The 16,875-nt window shown below is 60.0% G+C and carries 15 protein-coding genes; 3 read left to right on the top strand and 12 right to left on the bottom strand.

From position 1 onward, the window contains the following. Positions 1-77: 77 nt before the first annotated feature. From AD670_RS11135 to AD670_RS11115, 5 genes are all read right to left on the bottom strand, one after another. Positions 78-1,241 (bottom strand): type III PLP-dependent enzyme, encoded by a 1,164-nt coding sequence (locus tag AD670_RS11135; protein ID WP_014716890.1) that lies wholly within the window; start codon positions 1,239-1,241, stop codon positions 78-80. Positions 1,242-1,640: 399 nt separating this feature from the next. Next, positions 1,641-2,798, bottom strand: coding sequence for a betaine/proline/choline family ABC transporter ATP-binding protein (locus AD670_RS11130; protein ID WP_053131666.1), 1,158 nt, complete (start codon positions 2,796-2,798; stop codon positions 1,641-1,643). Continuing rightward, complete coding sequence (locus AD670_RS11125; RefSeq protein WP_027604864.1) at positions 2,795-3,448, bottom strand: ABC transporter permease; 654 nt, start codon at positions 3,446-3,448, stop codon at positions 2,795-2,797. The genes AD670_RS11130 and AD670_RS11125 overlap by 4 nt, the downstream gene beginning before the upstream one ends. 12 nt (positions 3,449-3,460) lie before the next feature. After that, complete coding sequence (locus tag AD670_RS11120; protein WP_053131663.1) at positions 3,461-4,354, bottom strand: glycine betaine ABC transporter substrate-binding protein; 894 nt, start codon at positions 4,352-4,354, stop codon at positions 3,461-3,463. A gap of 20 nt (positions 4,355-4,374) precedes the next feature. Next, positions 4,375-5,127 (bottom strand): ABC transporter permease, encoded by a 753-nt coding sequence (locus AD670_RS11115; protein WP_244653856.1) that lies wholly within the window; start codon positions 5,125-5,127, stop codon positions 4,375-4,377. Positions 5,128-5,422: 295 nt separating this feature from the next. Between AD670_RS11115 and AD670_RS11110 the strand changes: the two genes are divergently transcribed. The 3 genes from AD670_RS11110 to AD670_RS11100 all read left to right on the top strand — a co-directional run bounded on the left by AD670_RS11110 (position 5,423) and on the right by AD670_RS11100 (position 7,754). Continuing rightward, complete coding sequence (locus tag AD670_RS11110) at positions 5,423-7,006, top strand: peptide chain release factor 3 (protein WP_053131660.1); 1,584 nt, start codon at positions 5,423-5,425, stop codon at positions 7,004-7,006. A gap of 134 nt (positions 7,007-7,140) precedes the next feature. Continuing rightward, a complete protein-coding gene (locus AD670_RS11105) occupies positions 7,141-7,386 on the top strand; it encodes a hypothetical protein (protein ID WP_053131658.1) in 246 nt (81 codons plus the stop codon). A gap of 98 nt (positions 7,387-7,484) precedes the next feature. Then, on the top strand, positions 7,485-7,754 hold the full coding sequence (locus AD670_RS11100; RefSeq protein ID WP_053131656.1) for a hypothetical protein: 270 nt from the start codon (positions 7,485-7,487) through the stop codon (positions 7,752-7,754). A gap of 104 nt (positions 7,755-7,858) precedes the next feature. On the opposite strand, the gene AD670_RS11095 is transcribed toward AD670_RS11100, so the two are convergent. The 7 genes from AD670_RS11095 to AD670_RS11065 form a co-directional block, all read right to left on the bottom strand. Continuing rightward, positions 7,859-8,830, bottom strand: a complete 972-nt coding sequence (locus tag AD670_RS11095) for a peptide ABC transporter ATP-binding protein (protein WP_017138288.1) — start codon at positions 8,828-8,830, stop codon at positions 7,859-7,861. Beyond that, positions 8,830-9,798 (bottom strand): ABC transporter ATP-binding protein, encoded by a 969-nt coding sequence (locus AD670_RS11090; RefSeq protein WP_053131654.1) that lies wholly within the window; start codon positions 9,796-9,798, stop codon positions 8,830-8,832. Before AD670_RS11090 ends, AD670_RS11095 begins: the two co-directional genes overlap by 1 nt. Positions 9,799-9,808: 10 nt before the next feature. Next, entirely contained in the window at positions 9,809-10,720 is a 912-nt protein-coding gene (locus tag AD670_RS11085; RefSeq protein ID WP_027604858.1) for an ABC transporter permease subunit, read from the bottom strand. A gap of 10 nt (positions 10,721-10,730) precedes the next feature. Continuing rightward, complete coding sequence (locus AD670_RS11080) at positions 10,731-11,741, bottom strand: ABC transporter permease subunit (RefSeq protein WP_003171721.1); 1,011 nt, start codon at positions 11,739-11,741, stop codon at positions 10,731-10,733. Positions 11,742-11,817: 76 nt separating this feature from the next. Continuing rightward, entirely contained in the window at positions 11,818-13,413 is a 1,596-nt protein-coding gene (locus tag AD670_RS11075) for an ABC transporter substrate-binding protein (protein WP_053131652.1), read from the bottom strand. 80 nt (positions 13,414-13,493) lie between these two features. Next, on the bottom strand, positions 13,494-14,909 hold the full coding sequence (locus AD670_RS11070; protein WP_053131649.1) for an OprD family outer membrane porin: 1,416 nt from the start codon (positions 14,907-14,909) through the stop codon (positions 13,494-13,496). Positions 14,910-15,079: 170 nt separating this feature from the next. Continuing rightward, on the bottom strand, positions 15,080-16,633 hold the full coding sequence (locus AD670_RS11065) for an ABC transporter substrate-binding protein (protein WP_371263180.1): 1,554 nt from the start codon (positions 16,631-16,633) through the stop codon (positions 15,080-15,082). Positions 16,634-16,875: the final 242 nt, after the last annotated feature.

Here is a 16,875-nt window from a genome sequence, read left to right as displayed (position 1 = left end):
TTTTTTACACATAAAAAAGCCCACGACGGGTCGTGGGCTTTTTCTCGCAGCGTGCAGCTTAAAGCGTGGCGCTGCGGTTACACATAGAACGACTTCAACGGCGGAAAGCCATTGAACTCAACCGCGCTGTAGCTGGTGGTGTACGCACCGGTCGACAGCCAGTACAAACGATCACCAATCGCCAGGTTCAGCGGCAGGCCGTACTTGTAGTTTTCGTACATGATGTCGGCGCTGTCGCAGGTCGGGCCGGCGATGACCACTTCTTCCATCTCGCCTTTCTTCTCGGTCCAGATCGGGAACTTGATGGCTTCGTCCATGGTTTCGATCAGGCCGGAGAATTTGCCCACATCCGTGTACACCCAACGCTCGACGGCGGTACGGGATTTACGTGCAACCAGGACCACTTCACTGACCAGGATGCCGGCGTTGGCGATCAAGGAGCGGCCTGGCTCGAGGATGATTTCCGGCAGGTCATCGCCGAAGTCTTCCTTGAGGAAGCGGATGATCTCTTCAGCGTAGGTTTCCAGGCTGTTGGTGCGGGTGATGTAGTTGGCTGGGAAGCCACCGCCCATGTTGATCAGCTTGAGGTGGATGCCGTCTTCTTCCTTCAGGCGTTCGAAGATCACTTTGACCTTGGCGATTGCCGCGTCCCACACGCTGATGTCGCGTTGCTGCGAGCCAACGTGGAACGAAATGCCGTACGGCACCAGGCCCAGGTCACGAGCGAGGATCAGCAGGTCCATGGCCATGTCGGTCTGGCAGCCGAATTTGCGCGACAAAGGCCAGTCGGCGGTGGTCGAGCCTTCGGTGAGGATACGTACATACACTTTCGAACCCGGAGCGGCCTTGGCGATGTTGCGCAGGTCGGCTTCGGAGTCGGTGGAGAACAGGCGCACGCCCTTCTCGTAGAAGTAGCGGATGTCCTTGGATTTCTTGATGGTGTTGCCGTAGCTGATACGGTCGGCGCTGACGCCGCGGTCCATGACCTTGTCCAGCTCGTAGATCGAGGCGATGTCGAAGCTCGAACCCTTGTCTTTCAACAGGTCGATGATCTCGACGGCAGGGTTGGCCTTGACCGCGTAATACACCTTGGCGAATTCGAAACCGGCGCGCAGGTCATCGTAGGCCTGGCTGATCATCGCGGTGTCGATCACCACGAACGGGGTTTCTTGCTTGTCGGCGAACGCCTTCATTTTGTCAAAAGTGGCGCGCGCGAAATAATCTTCGACGTTGATCGACATGCTGGGAACTCCTAAGGGCAAACTAAATTGATCAATGGGTGCAAATGAACGTCCTCCGTATCCCCACTTTGGTTCGCCTACTTCCCAAGGCATGTCGCCGAAAGCAAAAAGGCCATGGGAACAACCGCTTCCCTTGGCCTTGCTGTCTCGTCGTCAGTACTTGAGCCGGATGGATCGTTTCCAGCATGGACGTTCGGCGCGAACTTTAGGACGTGAGGGGCCATAGATCAACTAAAAATGTCGCGTTTTTGCACGCGTTCGTCGCGGGACCGCGTGCAGCTACTTATGTAACCGACACGTGTGACGGAATGATGTTCCCCGCTGAGTGGTAATCGAGGCGATTTCCCTGACTCACCGAAGGGGAAATGTGGGAGGGAGCAAGCCCCCTCCCACATAAAATCAGGCCAGGGCGGTCTCGGCAGGCGAGACAATACTGGTCTTGCCCCCACGGGACTTACCGGAACTCAGGTACTCGGCAATCGACTCCTGGGTCACTTCACCCAGGAACACCCGCTCCGCATCCATCACCGGCAACCACGAGCGGTTGAACTCGTACATGCGCGACAACAGGATGCGCAAATGCTCGTCGTACGCCGCCGTGGCGTTGAACTCGCGCAGGTACTGGCCACAGGTGCCGGTCTGACGGTGCAGGTCGCGACGGCGTACATAGCCGAGCGCCTTGTTCTCGGCGCACGTGACCACCACGTAACGACGGTCGGTTTCGTCCATCAGCTCCAGGGCCTCGGCTACCGGGGTTTCCGGGCTCACCGACGGGGCGTTGTCGGCCGCGTCTTCAGCCTTCACCAGCAGCAGGCGCTTGAGGGTGCTGTCCTGGCCCACGAAGTTGCTGACGAACTCATCGGCCGGATGCGCCAGCAGCGTATCCGGGTGGTCGATCTGCAGCAGCTTGCCGGCGCGGAAGATGGCGATCTTGTCACCCAGCTTGATCGCTTCGTCGATGTCGTGGCTGACCATGATCACGGTCTTGTTCAGCGCGCGTTGCATCTCGAAGAACTCGTTCTGGATCATCTCGCGGTTGATCGGGTCGACCGCGCCGAACGGCTCGTCCATCAGCAGCAACGGGGCATCGGCCGCCAGTGCGCGAATCACGCCGATGCGCTGTTGCTGGCCGCCCGACAGCTCACGCGGGTAGCGATGCAGGTACTGCTTGGGCTCCAGCTTGATCATGCTCATCAACTCGCGGGCGCGGTCGTGGCATTTCTGTTTGTCCCAGCCCAGCAACTTGGGCACGACCACAATGTTTTCCTCGATGGTCATGTTCGGGAACAGGCCGATCTGCTGGATCACGTAGCCGATGTTGCGACGCAAGGTCACTTCGTCGAGGTCGGTGGTGTCTTCGCCGTTGATCAGGATCTTGCCCGAGGTCGGCTTGATCAGGCGGTTGATCATTTTCAGCGTGGTGCTCTTGCCGCAGCCCGAAGGGCCGAGGAATACGCAAATCTCGCCTTCGTTGACGGTCAGGCTTACGTCGTTCACGGCCGAAACAGTTTTGCCGTTGCTTTGAAAAGTCTTGGTCAGGTTTTGAAGTTCGATCATTTGAGCAGTCCTTTTGGAGTCAGCGAGCGTTGCAGCCATTGCAGAAGCAGGTCGGCGAAGATGGCCAGGAGACTGACCAGCACGGCGCCAACGATCAGCATCGACATGTCGCTGCGGCTGATGGAAGCCAGAATAAGTACACCCAGGCCACCGGCGCCGATGGTGGCGGCGATGGTCATGACGCCAATGTTCATCACCACGGCGGTACGCACACCGGCGAGGATCACCGGCACGGCGATGGGCAGTTCGACCATGCGCAGGCGCTGGCCGAAGGTCATGCCGATGCCTTTGGCGGCCTCGCGAATGCCCGGTTCAACGCCGGTCAGGGCCAGGTAGGTGTTACGCATGATCGGCAGCAGGGAGTAGAGGAACACGGCGGTGATCGCCGGCATCGGCCCCAGGCCCTGGCCAAACTTGGAGTAGAACGGCAGCAGCAGGCCGAACAGCGCGATGGACGGTACGGTCAGCAGCACCGTGGCGCTGGCTTGCAAAGGGCCGGCGAGTGTCGGGAAGCGGGTCATCAGCACGCCGAGGGGCACGCCGACGACAATCGCCAGGATCACCGCGATACCGACCAGGGTGATGTGCTGCCAGGTCAGGTGCAGGACCTGGGCCCAATCAAGATGGGAAAAGGCGTTCAGGAATTCCATGTCTTCTCCTTCTTAGTTGATCGGATGTTGGCGCAGGAAATCGGCGGCAACAGCGGATGGGCTTTCATGGTCGACATCGACCCGCGCGTTCAACTCACGCATGGTTTTGTCGTCGAACAGCGCGGCCAGTGGGGCAAGGTCTGCGGCCAGCTGCGGGTGTGCGTCGAGGTAAACCTGACGTACCACGGGGGCTGCGGTGTAGTCCGGGAAGTAGTGCTTGTCGTCTTCCAGCAGCTTCAACTTGAACGCGTTCAGGCGACCGTCGGTGGTGTAGACCAGGCCGGCAAACACCTGGCCGTTACGCAGCGCGGTGTAGACCAGGCCGGCGTCCATCTGCCGGGTGTTTTTGCGCGTGAGGTTCATGTCATACAGCTTGACCATGCCGCCCATGCCGTCGGAACGGTTGGCGAACTCGGTGTCCAGGGCCACCAGGCGCGTGCCTTTGGTTTTCTCGGCCAGGGCTTGGGTCAGGTCGCTGATGGTGTTGATCTGCGGGAATTCCTTGGCCACGTTTTCCGGCAGTGCCAGGGCGTAGGTGTTGCTGAATTTCGACGGCGACAGCCAGACCAGGCCTTTTTTCGCGTCGAGTTCTTTGACCCGGGCGTAGGACTGTTCGCTGTCGAGCTTCTCGTCCACATGGTTGTAGGCCACCAGCGACACGCCGGTGTACTCCCAGATCAGGTCCAGTTGCCCGCTTTCCTGGGCACTGCGCGCCAGGTTGCTGCCCAGGCCGCCGGTCACGCGGGTGTCGTAACCCTTGGTGCGCAGGTACTGGGAAGTGATTTCGGCCAGCAGGGTTTGTTCGGTAAACACCCGGGCGCCGATGCGGATCACGGGTTTTTCAGCGGCTTGCGCAAAACCTGCAAACAGCAGGACGCAGCTCAATATCAAGGTCAGTTTTTTCATGTGAATTCCTTTGCCAAGCCTTAAGACGGACGCAACCCGCGTTCCAGCCAGAGGCGGCTGGCCATGGTCACCAGACCGTCGAGCAGCAATGCCAGCAGCGCGGTGCATGCGGCACCGAGCAGCAGTTGCGGCTGATTGTTCAGGGCGATGCCGGGGAAAATCAGGCTGCCCAGGCTGTTGGCACCAATCAGGAACGCCAGTGGCGCGGTACCGACGTTGATCGCGAGGGCCACGCGCACGCCGCCGATGATGATCGGCACGGCGTTGGGCAATTCGACGCGAAACAGCACCTGGCGTGGGGTCATGCCAATGCCGGTGGCGGCTTCTTTCAGCGAGCCTTGAACGTTTTTGAGGCCTTCGTAGGTGTTGCGCACGATGGGCAACAAGGAGGCGAGGAACAGCGCGAAGATGGCCGGGCCGCTGCCGATGCCGAGGACGCCGAGGGCGATGGCCAGTACGGCCAGGGGCGGGACGGTGTTGCCGATGTTGAAGATCTGCATGAAGCGTTCTGCGCGCCCGACCATGTTCGGTCGGCTGAGCAGGATACCGGCGGGGATGCCCACAACGAGGGCGGCCAGCATGGAGACTAGAACCAGGATCAAATGAGCTTGCAGGTAAAACAACAAATCGTCGCGGTACAGTTCGATCGTGTTGATGCCGATCCAGTGGACCAGCAGGGCCAGGAGAGCGACGACAACCACTCCTCCTATCAGCCCTTTGCCATAGCGAATAGCCACAGGCGGACTCCTTTTTTCTTTTGTCGGCGAACACATTCTCCGGCGGCAATGCCATTGCTGGCTGCCTCTGAATGAGTTCGCGAAAAGCAGCTCGCCAATACCGGCAACGCGGTATCAAATCGAGCCATGAGCGCAGCCTCGTCAGGCTAACTTGCTGATTTATCAGCCCCTGTTACGAGTGCGGTAGCAGGGGAGTGGACGTCTCTACCTTTTAAAAGGTTCCATACTTGGCAGCATTTAGCCACCCCCAATGGGGTGAGCGGTGGTCCGTCACTCCCGGTTTGCGCTATACTCGCCGCCCTTTTTTGACTCACCTGCCAGGCGATTTCCCATGACCCACCAGGCCGCCGAAGTCGCGAAACGCCGCACTTTCGCCATTATTTCCCACCCCGATGCCGGTAAAACCACCATCACCGAGAAGCTCCTGCTGATGGGCAAGGCGATCGCAGTGGCCGGCACGGTGAAATCCCGCAAATCCGACCGCCATGCCACCTCCGACTGGATGGAAATGGAAAAACAACGGGGTATTTCCATTACCACGTCGGTCATGCAGTTCCCGTATCGCGACCACATGGTCAACCTGCTCGACACCCCGGGCCACGAAGACTTCTCCGAAGACACCTACCGCACCCTGACTGCGGTGGACTCGGCACTGATGGTCCTCGACGGCGGTAAGGGCGTCGAGCCACGTACCATCGCGCTGATGGACGTCTGCCGCCTGCGCGACACGCCGATCGTCAGCTTCATCAACAAACTCGACCGCGACATCCGCGACCCGATCGAATTGTTGGATGAAATCGAAGCCGTCCTGAAGATCAAGGCCGCGCCGATCACCTGGCCGATCGGTTGCTACCGCGACTTCAAGGGCGTGTACCACCTGGCCGACGACTACATCATTGTCTACACCGCCGGCCACGGTCACGAACGCACCGATGTGAAAATCATCGAGAAGCTCGACTCCGACGAAGCCCGCGCCCACCTGGGTGATGAGTACGACCGCTTTGTCGACCAGTTGGAACTGGTACAGGGCGCCTGCCACGAGTTCAACCAGCAGGAATTCCTCGACGGTCAGTTGACCCCGGTGTTCTTCGGCACCGCCTTGGGCAACTTCGGCGTCGACCATGTGCTCGACGCTGTCGTGAACTGGGCGCCGAAGCCTCTGGCCCGCGTTGCCAACGAGCGTACTGTGGAGCCTGTTGAAGAGAAATTCACCGGCTTCGTGTTCAAGATCCAGGCGAACATGGACCCCAAGCACCGCGACCGTATCGCCTTTATGCGTATCTGCTCCGGCAAATACGAAAAAGGCATGAAGATGCGCCACGTGCGCACCGGCAAGGACGTGCGCATCGGCGACGCCCTGACGTTCTTCTCCTCCGAGCGTGAACAGCTCGAAGAAGCCTACGCCGGCGACATCATCGGCCTGCATAACCACGGCACCATCCAGATCGGCGACACCTTCACCGAAGGCGAAGCGCTGGGCTTCACCGGTATCCCGCATTTCGCCCCGGAACTGTTCCGCCGCGTGCGCCTGCGTGACCCGCTGAAATCCAAGCAACTGCGCCAAGGCCTGCAGCAGCTGGCGGAAGAGGGCGCTACCCAGGTGTTCTTCCCCGAGCGCAGCAACGACATCATCCTCGGCGCCGTCGGCGTGCTGCAGTTCGATGTGGTCGCCAGCCGCTTGAAAGAGGAATACAAGGTCGAGTGCTCCTACGAGCCGATCACCGTGTATTCCGCGCGCTGGATCGATTGCAGCGATAAGAAGAAGCTGGAGGAGTTCTCCAACAAGGCCGTGGAAAACCTCGCGGTCGATGGTGGTGGTCACCTGACCTACCTGGCCCCGACCCGGGTCAACCTGGCGTTGATGGAAGAGCGCTGGCCGGATGTGAAATTCCGCGCGACCCGCGAGCACCACTAAGGTCCGAGCGCCGCAAAACAAAATATGGGAGGGGGCTTGCCCCCTCCCATATTTTTTGTCTCCACCAGGCATGGGATTGGCGATAACCCTGCATCGGGTCTAGCGTTTACCCACCGACTGTAAAGGAGACAATCGTGCGAAATACTCAACGCGCCATCCCCCTTGTGTTGCTGGCCGCCCTAGCGCTGACGGCCCTTCCAGCCCTGGCGGGCGCAGGGGCGCCGCAGTGGAAAGACACCGGCCCGGTTACCAAGAAAAAACAGAATGAGGTCAACTCCGGCAGTTGGCAGCCCCAGGCCCAGCCCGCGCCCAAGGAGGATGCAGAAAACCCCTACAACGAAGGGGAAGACAGCGAAACCTATGATGACGGTGACACCTGATAAGTGGCGCAAACCCTGTATCACAACTAGCTTCAAGGACTGGCGACGGTAAATCGCTGTCGTGCTGGATTCACCTACTGACGGGACGGAAATCGACCATGAGTATTTTTCAGCGAGTAGTGCTGTTGATAAAAGTGCTGGTGCTGATGTCGTTGGGCATGTCGGCGGCATGGGCACATAACCCGGTGCAGAGCCCGACGGGCTTGTCGGCGGTACAGAGCGAGCAGGGCAAGCTTTTGCAACTGGCCAAGTCCGAGGCTGAGCCAGGTGATCAGGACCAGGGCGGCAGCAAGGATGACGATGACTCCACCACTCACGAACCGGACAGCGACGATCCGGACGACGATGATGGTGACAGCCAGACGTAGGTTCCCGCCAAAAGAAAGCCCCTCCCGCCAGGCTGATGCGCAACCTGACGGGAAGGGCTGTAGAACGCTGTATCACTTCTTACACATTTCTACGGGCCAGGGTTTCAGGCCACGAATTGCTCCGCGTAGTGGCAAGCCACCTGACGGTTATCCAACGCCCGCAACTGCGGCTCCTCGCTGCTGCAACGCGCTGTCGCGTACGGGCAGCGCTTGTGGAAAGCACAGCCCGGCGGCGGGTTCAGTGGGTTGGGCAACTCGCCAACGATTTTGATCTTCGGTTTGTTCGGATCCGGATGAATGGTCGGGGTGGCCGACAGCAGCGCCTGGGTGTACGGGTGCAAGGGGCGGGCGTAGATGTCTTCCTTTGGGCCCACTTCCACCGGGCGGCCGAGGTACATCACCATCACGTCGTCGGCAACGTGCTGCACCACTGCCAGGTTGTGGGAGATGAACACGTAGGCGGTGTTGAATTCCTGCTGCAGGTCCATGAACAGGTTGAGCACCTGGGCCTGGATCGATACGTCGAGGGCCGAGGTCGGTTCATCCGCTACCAGCACTTTCGGTTGCAGCATCATTGCCCGAGCCAAGGCGATGCGCTGGCGTTGGCCACCGGAGAACATATGCGGGTAGCGCTGATAATGCTCGGGGCGCAGGCCCACTTGCTTCATCATCGCCTGCACTTTCTCGCGGCGTTCGGCGGCGGACAGGTTGGTGTTGATCAACAGCGGCTCGCCCAGTTGATCACCAACCTTCTGGCGTGGGTTCAACGACGCGTACGGGCTCTGGAACACCATCTGCACGTCTTTGCGCAGTTGCTTGCGCTGGGCCTTGTCGGCGCCGGCGACTTCCTGGCCGGCGATTTTCAGCGAGCCTGAAGAGGGCTCTTCAATCAGCGTCAGCGCACGCGCCAGGGTGGATTTGCCGCAACCCGACTCGCCTACCACCGCGAGGGTCTTGCCGGCTTCCAGTTCAAACGACACACCATTAAGCGCGCGTACCAGCGCATGGCCCTTGAACAGGCCACGGGACACTTCGTAGTGACGGGTCAGGTCGCGGGCGGTAAGAACGACGGCCATTACGCCACCTCCTGGTTCAAGGGGTAGAAGCAGCGCGCGAGGCTGTTGGATTTAGGGTCAAGACCGGGGCGGGTCTGGCGGCAGCTTTCCTGCACATACGGGCAGCGCGGCGACAGCAGGCAGCCCTGTGGGCGGTCATAGCGGCCGGGCACGATACCCGGCAGCGTGGCCAGGCGCGTGGCGCCGAGGCTGTGCTCGGGGATCGCCTTGAGCAGCGCTTCGCTGTACGGGTGTGCCGGGATATCGAACAACTGCGGCACCTGGCCGACTTCGACGGCTTGGCCGGCGTACATCACGCACACGCGCTGGGCGGTTTCTGCCACGACTGCGAGGTCATGGGTGATCAGTACCAGGCCCATGTTCTGCTCTTTTTGCAGGGCCAGCAGCAGTTCCATGATCTGCGCCTGGATGGTCACGTCCAACGCGGTGGTCGGCTCATCCGCGATCAGCAGTTTCGGCTCGCCGGCAATCGCCATGGCGATGGCCACACGCTGGCTCATACCGCCGGACAACTGGTGCGGGTAGGCGTCCATACGGCTGGCAGCGCCCGGGATCTCGACTTTTTCCAGCAGCTCGATGGCCCGTTTACGCGCTTGCTTGCCGGACATCTTCAGGTGCAGGCGCAGGACTTCTTCAATCTGGAACCCCACGGTGTAGCTGGGGTTCAGCGCGGTCATCGGGTCCTGGAACACCATCGCCAGGTCTTTGCCGACGATCTGGCGGCGCTGGCGATTGCTCAGCTTGAGCATGTCCTTGCCGTCGAAGTTCAGGGCGTCGGCGGTGACGATGCCGGGGTGCTCGATCAGGCCCATCAGCGCCATCATGGTCACGGATTTACCCGAGCCCGACTCGCCAACGATCGCCAGGACTTCGCCTTTGTCGACGGAAATATCGAGGCCATCGACCACCGGCACGGCGGTCTTGTCGCCGAAGCGGACGTTGAGATTCTTGATTTCTAACAGTGACATGGGAATCTCCTCAGGCGGCGTTCTTGAGTTTCGGGTCCAGCGCATCGCGCAGGCCGTCACCCATCAAGTTGATTGCCAGCACGCTGAGCAAAATGGTCAAACCAGGCAAGCTCACTACCCACCAGGCGCGTTCGATGTAGTCACGGGCCGAAGCCAGCATGGTGCCCCACTCAGGCGTTGGCGGTTGTACGCCAAGGCCCAGGAAGCCCAGGGCGGCGGCATCGAGGATCGCCGAAGAGAAACTCAGGGTGGCCTGAACGATCAGCGGCGCCATGCAGTTAGGCAGCACGGTGATGAACATCAGGCGGGGCAGGCCGGCGCCGGCGAGGCGCGCGGCAGTCACGTAGTCGCGGTTCAGTTCGCCCATCACCGCAGCGCGGGTCAGACGTACATAGGACGGCAGCGAGACGATAGCGATGGCGATCACGGTGTTGATCAGGCCAGGGCCGAGGATCGCGACAATGGCAACCGCCAGCAGCAGCGAGGGCAGGGCCAGCATGATGTCCATCAGGCGCATGATGGTTGGGCCGAGCAGGCGCGGGAAGAACCCGGCAAACAGGCCCAGCAGGATGCCCGGGATCAGCGACATCACTACCGACGACAAGCCGATCAGCAACGAGAGGCGCGAGCCCTGGATCAGGCGCGAGAGCAGGTCGCGGCCCAGCTCATCGGTGCCGAGCAGGAACTGGATCTGCCCGCCTTCCAGCCACGACGGCGGGGTGAGCAGGAAGTCGCGGTATTGCTCGCTGGGGTTATGCGGTGCCACCCAGGGCGCGAAGATTGCGCAGAACACGATCAGCAACATGAACAGCAGGCCGGCAACCGCGCCTTTGTTCTTGGAGAAGGCTTGCCAGAATTCTTTGTACGGGGACGGGTACAGCAGGCTTTGATCGACTGCTGACACTTGAGTAGGTGTGGTCATGGTCATGATCTCAGCGCTGGTGACGGATGCGTGGGTTGGCGAAGCCGTAGAGGATGTCCACCACGAAGTTCACCAGGATCACCAGACAGGCGATCAGCAGGATGCCGTTTTGCACCACCGGGTAGTCCCGCGCGCCAATGGCTTCGATCAGCCATTTGCCGATGCCGGGCCACGAGAAGATGGTTTCGGTCAGGACCGCACCGGCCAGCAGGGTGCCGACTTGCAGGCCGACCACGGTGAGTACTGGGATCAAGGCGTTACGCAGGCCATGGACGAACACCACGCGCGCCGGCGACAGGCCTTTGGCCTTGGCGGTGCGGATGTAGTCTTCGCGCAATACTTCAAGCATCGACGAGCGGGTCATCCGGGCGATAACGGCCAGCGGAATGGTACCGAGCACGATGGCCGGCAGGATCAGGTGGTGCAGCGCATCCCAGAATGCGTCCGGCTCGTCAGCCAGCAGGGTGTCGATCAGCATGAAGCCGGTGCGCGGCTCGATGTCGTAGAGCAGGTCGATCCGTCCCGACACTGGCGTCCAGCCCAGGCTCACGGAGAAGAACATGATCAGGATCAGGCCCCACCAGAAGATCGGCATCGAATATCCCGCCAGGGAGATGCCCATCACCCCGTGGTCGAACAGGGATCCTCGCTTGAGTGCCGCGATCACCCCGGCCAACAGGCCCAGGATGCCGGCGAACAACAGGGCGGCCATGGACAGTTCCAGGGTCGCCGGGAAGAGGGCGGTGAACTCGGTCCACACGCTGGTACGGGTACGCAGCGATTCGCCAAGGTCGCCTTGGGCGAGCTTGCCGACGTAGTCCAGGTATTGCGCATACAACGGCTTGTTAAGGCCAAGGCGTTCCATTGCCTGTGCGTGCATCTCGGGGTCGACTCGTCGTTCGCCCATCATGACTTCGACGGGGTCGCCGGGGATCATGCGAATCAACGCAAACGTCAGCAACGTGATGCCGAAAAACGTGGGGATCAATAACCCCAGTCGGCGGGCAATAAAACTAAACATCTTGTGGTGTACCTCAATCAGCCGGTTAGGCAGGTTCGGCGCCGTCCTGGTGGGCGGCGCCGAGCGTTTCTCTTATTTACTTCACCTGGGTAGTGGCGAAGTTATTTGTGGTCAGAGGGCTTTGGGTAAAACCCTCGACGTTCTTGCGCATGGCGGTGAACATTTTCGGGTAAGCCATGGGAATCCATGGTTGGTCCTTATCGAAAACGTCCAGTGCTTGTTGATAGAGTGCAGCCCGCTGCTGGGGTTCAGCGTCGGCGCGGGCCTTATCGATCAAGTCCTGAAACTCTTTGTTACACCAGCGCGCGTAGTTTTCGCCGTTTTTCGCTGCATCGCAACTCAGGTTCGGCGTGAGGAAGTTATCCGGGTCGCCGTTATCACCGGCCCAACCGGCAGAAACCATGTCGTGCTCGCCGGCTTTGGCGCGCTTGAGCATCTCGCCCCATTCCATGACCTTGATGTTCACTTTCAGGCCGATTTGCGCCAGGTCCGCCTGCATGCGCTGGGCGCCGAGCATCGGGTTCGGGTTGGTCGGGCCGCCGCCGTTACGGGTGAACAGGGTGAACTCGGTGCCTTCCGGTACGCCGGCTTCCTTGAGCAGGGCACGGGCCTTGTCCAGGTCGCGCTCAGGGTTTTTCAGCTTGTCGTTGAAGCCCAGCAGGGTCGGCGGATACGGGCCGGTGGCATCGACGGCGTTGCCTTTGCCGTACAGGGATTCGTTGTAGCCTTTCTTGTCGAACGCGATGTTGATCGCGTGACGTACCCGCGCGTCGCTCATGTACTTGTGGGTGGTGTTCAGGGCGGTGTAGGCGGTGGTCATCGCTGCCAGTTCCGCGACCTTCAGGTTCGGGTCTTTCTTGATGCTGGGAAGGTCATCGGGCTTGGGATACAGCGCGATCTGGCATTCGTTGGCCTTGAGCTTCTGCAGGCGCACGTTGTTGTCGATTGCAATGGCCAGGATCAACGGATCGGCCGGAGGCTTGCCACGGAAGTACTCCGGGTTGGCCTTGAAGCGCACCTGGGCGTCCTTCTGGTAGCGCGTGAAAATGAACGGGCCGGTGCCGATCGGCTTGCTGTTGAGCTCTTCGGTCTTGCCGGCGGCGAGTAGCTTGTCGGCGTACTCGGCGGAGTGGATGGCGGTAAACGGCATCGCGACATCGGCCAGGAACGGTGCCTCAGGGCGGGTCAGGGTGAAGACCACGGTATGGTCATCGGTCTTCTCTACGCTCTTGAGCAGTTCCTTGAAGCCCATGCTTTCAAAGTACGGGTAGCCCACGTTGGACTTGTTGTGCCATGGGTGTTTTGGGTCCAGCTGGCGCTGGAAGCTCCAGAGCACGTCGTCGGCATTCATGTTGCGCGTGGGTTTGAAGTAGTCGGTGGTATGGAACTTGACGTCGTCGCGCAGGTGAAAGGTGTAGGTCAGGCCGTCGTCACTGATTTCCCAGGAGGTGGCGAGCGCTGGCACGATTTCAGTGGTGCCGGGCTTGAAGTCCACCAAACGGTTGAACATGGTTTCAGCCGCGGCATCGGCGGTGACGGCGGTGGTGTACAGGACCGGGTCGAAACCCTCCGGGCTGGCTTCTGTGCAGACCACCAGGGGTTTGGCCGATACGCCGATAGCCACGCTTAACAGCGCAGCGGCAACAGCAGCTTGTAGCGGGAGCATTTTCATTCAGAGCCCTCTGCAATCGATGGGACCAGACAAGCGTAGACAGCGGGCTCGTCCTGAGCCCGCCGTCTACCTGGCGCTAATTAAAGAATGTTGAACGGGATGGTGGTGACCAGACGGAACTCTTTGATGTTGCCGTCAGCCTGTTGTGCGCTGGCGCGGTGAGTCACGTAGGTGCCACGAATGGTGGTGGCCTTGAGTGGGCCGCTCTGAATCGCGTAGGAGGTGCCAACGCCGTATTCCTGGTGTTTCTCGCCGTCCATCAAGCGCAGGTCGCTACGCGAAGCGCCGGCTTCACCGTAGGCGGTACCGTTGTAGTGAGTACCGTCGATGCCCCAGCCGCGGGCCGAGTAGACGTTGAACTTCAGGCCTGGAACGCCGTATTCGGCCATGTTGATGGCGTAGGCGACCTGGAAGGACTTCTCGTTCGGGCTGTTGAAGTCAGAAGTCAGGGAGTTGGCCAGGTAGATGCCGTTGGTTTCGTGCAGGTAGTCGAAGTACTCGTCACCGTTAACTTCCTGGTACGAGAAGGTCAGGCTATGGGCCTGGTGGGTCAGCCCCAGGGACAACGAGTATGTGTCGTTGTCGATGTTGCCCATCTTCTTGCTGCCGGTGTCGGTGGTTTTGTAGTAGTTCAGGCCGGTGGTCAGTGCCAGGGTCTGTGCATCACCCAATTCGTGGGTGGCACCGAAGTAGTACTGGTTCCAGAAGTCTTCGACGTTAGCGGCGAATACGCTGGTTTTCAGGCTCTTGAACGGCTGGTAGTTGAAGCCCAGGGTTTTGACCTTGTCGGTTTCCTGGCCATTGCCGTACTCGGAACGGAATTTCGACAGGCTTTGTTCGGTACGCGGCGAAACGCGATCGAAGATGCCGCCCTGGAACGACAGGTTGCTGAACTCTTCGCTGTTGAAGCTCACACCTTCGAAGCTCGAAGGCAGGGCACGGTTGCCGATGGTGTCGACAATTCCGCTGCTGAAGTTCTGGCGACCGGCGGTCAAGGTTGTGTTGGACACGCGGAATTTGACGTTAGCCAAGCCCAGCTTGCTCCACTGGCCTACAGCGTCACCGAAGGAGTGAGCCAGGGTACGGTTGGAGCCGCCGGCGATGTCTTTTTGGTCCCGGTCGAGCGCAATGTAGTTGTAAGCGGCGACTTCGGTACTCACGCCAACCGTGCCTTGGGTGAAGCCCGAGGTGTAGTTGAGGATGGTGCCTTGGGCCCAGTTGTAGCGGCGGGAAACCCTGGTGGTTACATCATTGGCTTTATCGGCTTCATTTTTGTAATAACCGAACTTCTGGCCACGAAATTTCATTTCGTTGGAGTACCAGTTACGGGTCGTGCCGCCCAGGCTTTGACCATCAATAAAGCCCTTGGCCTCGCTTTGGGCGCTGGCGCCGGCCAGTGTGGTTGGAACGAAGTCCTGGCTGGCGGTTTCAGCGTAGGCGGTGGCCGTGATGGTGCTGATGGCCAGGGCCAGAAGCGCTTTGTTGCTCAGTTTCATGGGTGAAGCTCCTTTGGTTCTCTTTTTAATGCCGGTCTTTTTTGGTGATCCGACTATTGGGTGTGTAACTCATTCAAGCGGTTGCAAACGTTTGCTGTAGGAAAAATCCCAACAAAAGGCTGCGTGTTTGCGAGAGAGCCAACTTCGCTCTCTGCAATCCGGTTATTTTCTTATGGGGTAATACTGACGCCCGAGAATACGTTGCGGCCGAAGGGGCTTACTTTGAAGTCTTCGACTTTGGCGCTTAACGGCTGGTTGACCGTCGAGTGGGCGACTGGCGTGATCGGCACCTGCTGCTTGAGCAGTTGCTGCGCCTGTTTGTACAGAACAGTCCGTTGTTCTCGGTCGGTCACGACCTTGGCTTGCTTGATCAGCTTGTCGTACGCCGGGTCACACCACATGGAGTAGTTGTTCCCGCCGATGGCGTCGCAGCTGTAGAGGGTACCCAGCCAGTTGTCCGGGTCACCGTTGTCGCCGGTCCAGCCGATCAGGCTGACATCGTGCTCACCGTTCTTGGTGCGCTTGATGTACTCGCCCCACTCGTAGCTGACGATCTTGACCTTCAGGCCGATCTTGGCCCAGTCGCTTTGCAGCATCTCGGCCATCAGCTTGGCGTTGGGGTTGTACGGCCGTTGCACCGGCATCGCCCACAGGGTGATCTCGGTGCCTTCCTTCACGCCGGCAGCCTTGAGCAGTTCCTTGGCTTTTTCCGGGTTGTAGGCGGCGTCCTTGATGGTGTCGTCGTAGGACCACTGGGTCGGCGGCATGGCATTGACTGCCAACTGCCCCGCGCCCTGGTACACGGCGTTGAGGATGCTCTGCTTGTTCACCGCCATGTCCAGCGCCTGGCGCACTTCGAGCTGGTCGAATGGCTTGTGGCGCACGTTGTAGGCGATGTAGCCGAGGTTGAAGCCGGGCTTGGTCAGCAGTTGCAGCTTCGGGTCGGCCTTGAGCGCGTCGACGTCGGCCGGGCGCGGATGCAGGGTGACCTGGCATTCGCCGGCCTTGAGCTTTTGCACGCGCACCGAAGCGTCGGTGTTGATGGCAAAAATCAGCTGGTCCAGCTTGACCTTGCTCGGGTCCCAGTACTGTTTATTGCCCACATAGCGGATCTGCGAGTCTTTCTGGTAGCGCTGGAAGACAAAGGGGCCAGTGCCGATCGGCTTCTGGTTGATGTCGCTGGGCTTGCCTTCCTTGAGCAACTGCTCGGCGTATTCGGCCGATAGGATGGCGGCAAAGCTCATGGCGATGTTCTGCACGAACGCAGCGTCGACCGAGTTCAGCGTCATCACCACGGTATGCGGGTCGGTTTTCTCGACCTTAGCGATGTTCTTGTTCAGGCTCATCCCGTTGAAGTACGGAAACTCGGTGGGGTAGGCCTTGCGAAACGGGTGGTCGGGGTCAAGCATGCGGTTGAAGGTGAACAGCACGTCGTCGGCGTTGAAGTCCCGCGTCGGTTTGAATTCCTTGTTGCTGTGGAATTTCACCCCTTCACGCAGGTGGAAGGTGTAGGTCAGGCCGTCTTCGGAAATATCCCACTTGGTCGCCAACCCAGGCACGACGTTGGTCTCGCCTTTTTCAAACTCGACCAGTCGGTTGTACAGCGGCTCGGCCACATCGTTATCGGTGGCGGTGGTGTACTGCGCGGTGTCAAAGCCCGCGGGGCTGCCTTCGGAGCAGAACACCAGGCTCTTCTTGTCGGCGGCGTGGCCCATGGTGGCCATGGCCAACAGGCTGGTGCCAAAGACTGCGGATAGAACGGTGGTATGGCGCATAACGATCCCGATCCTTGTTTGTAGTTGTCATCAGCGAGCAATCACCCAGGCGCAAGGCCTGGGCGACATCACTGATCCCACACACAGCAAGTGCCCTTCCCAAGTTGGAGCCTCCGCTGTCCTACGACGTTATGGGTCGCGGACTTCGCAGTAAATGCGCCAAATCGGACTGACCTTGTAGGCAAAAGAGC

It is taken from the genome of Pseudomonas sp. MIACH (assembly GCF_001269925.1).
Taxonomy (GTDB): Bacteria; Pseudomonadota; Gammaproteobacteria; order Pseudomonadales; family Pseudomonadaceae; genus Aquipseudomonas.
This window is presented reverse-complemented; position numbering and strand designations above follow the sequence as displayed.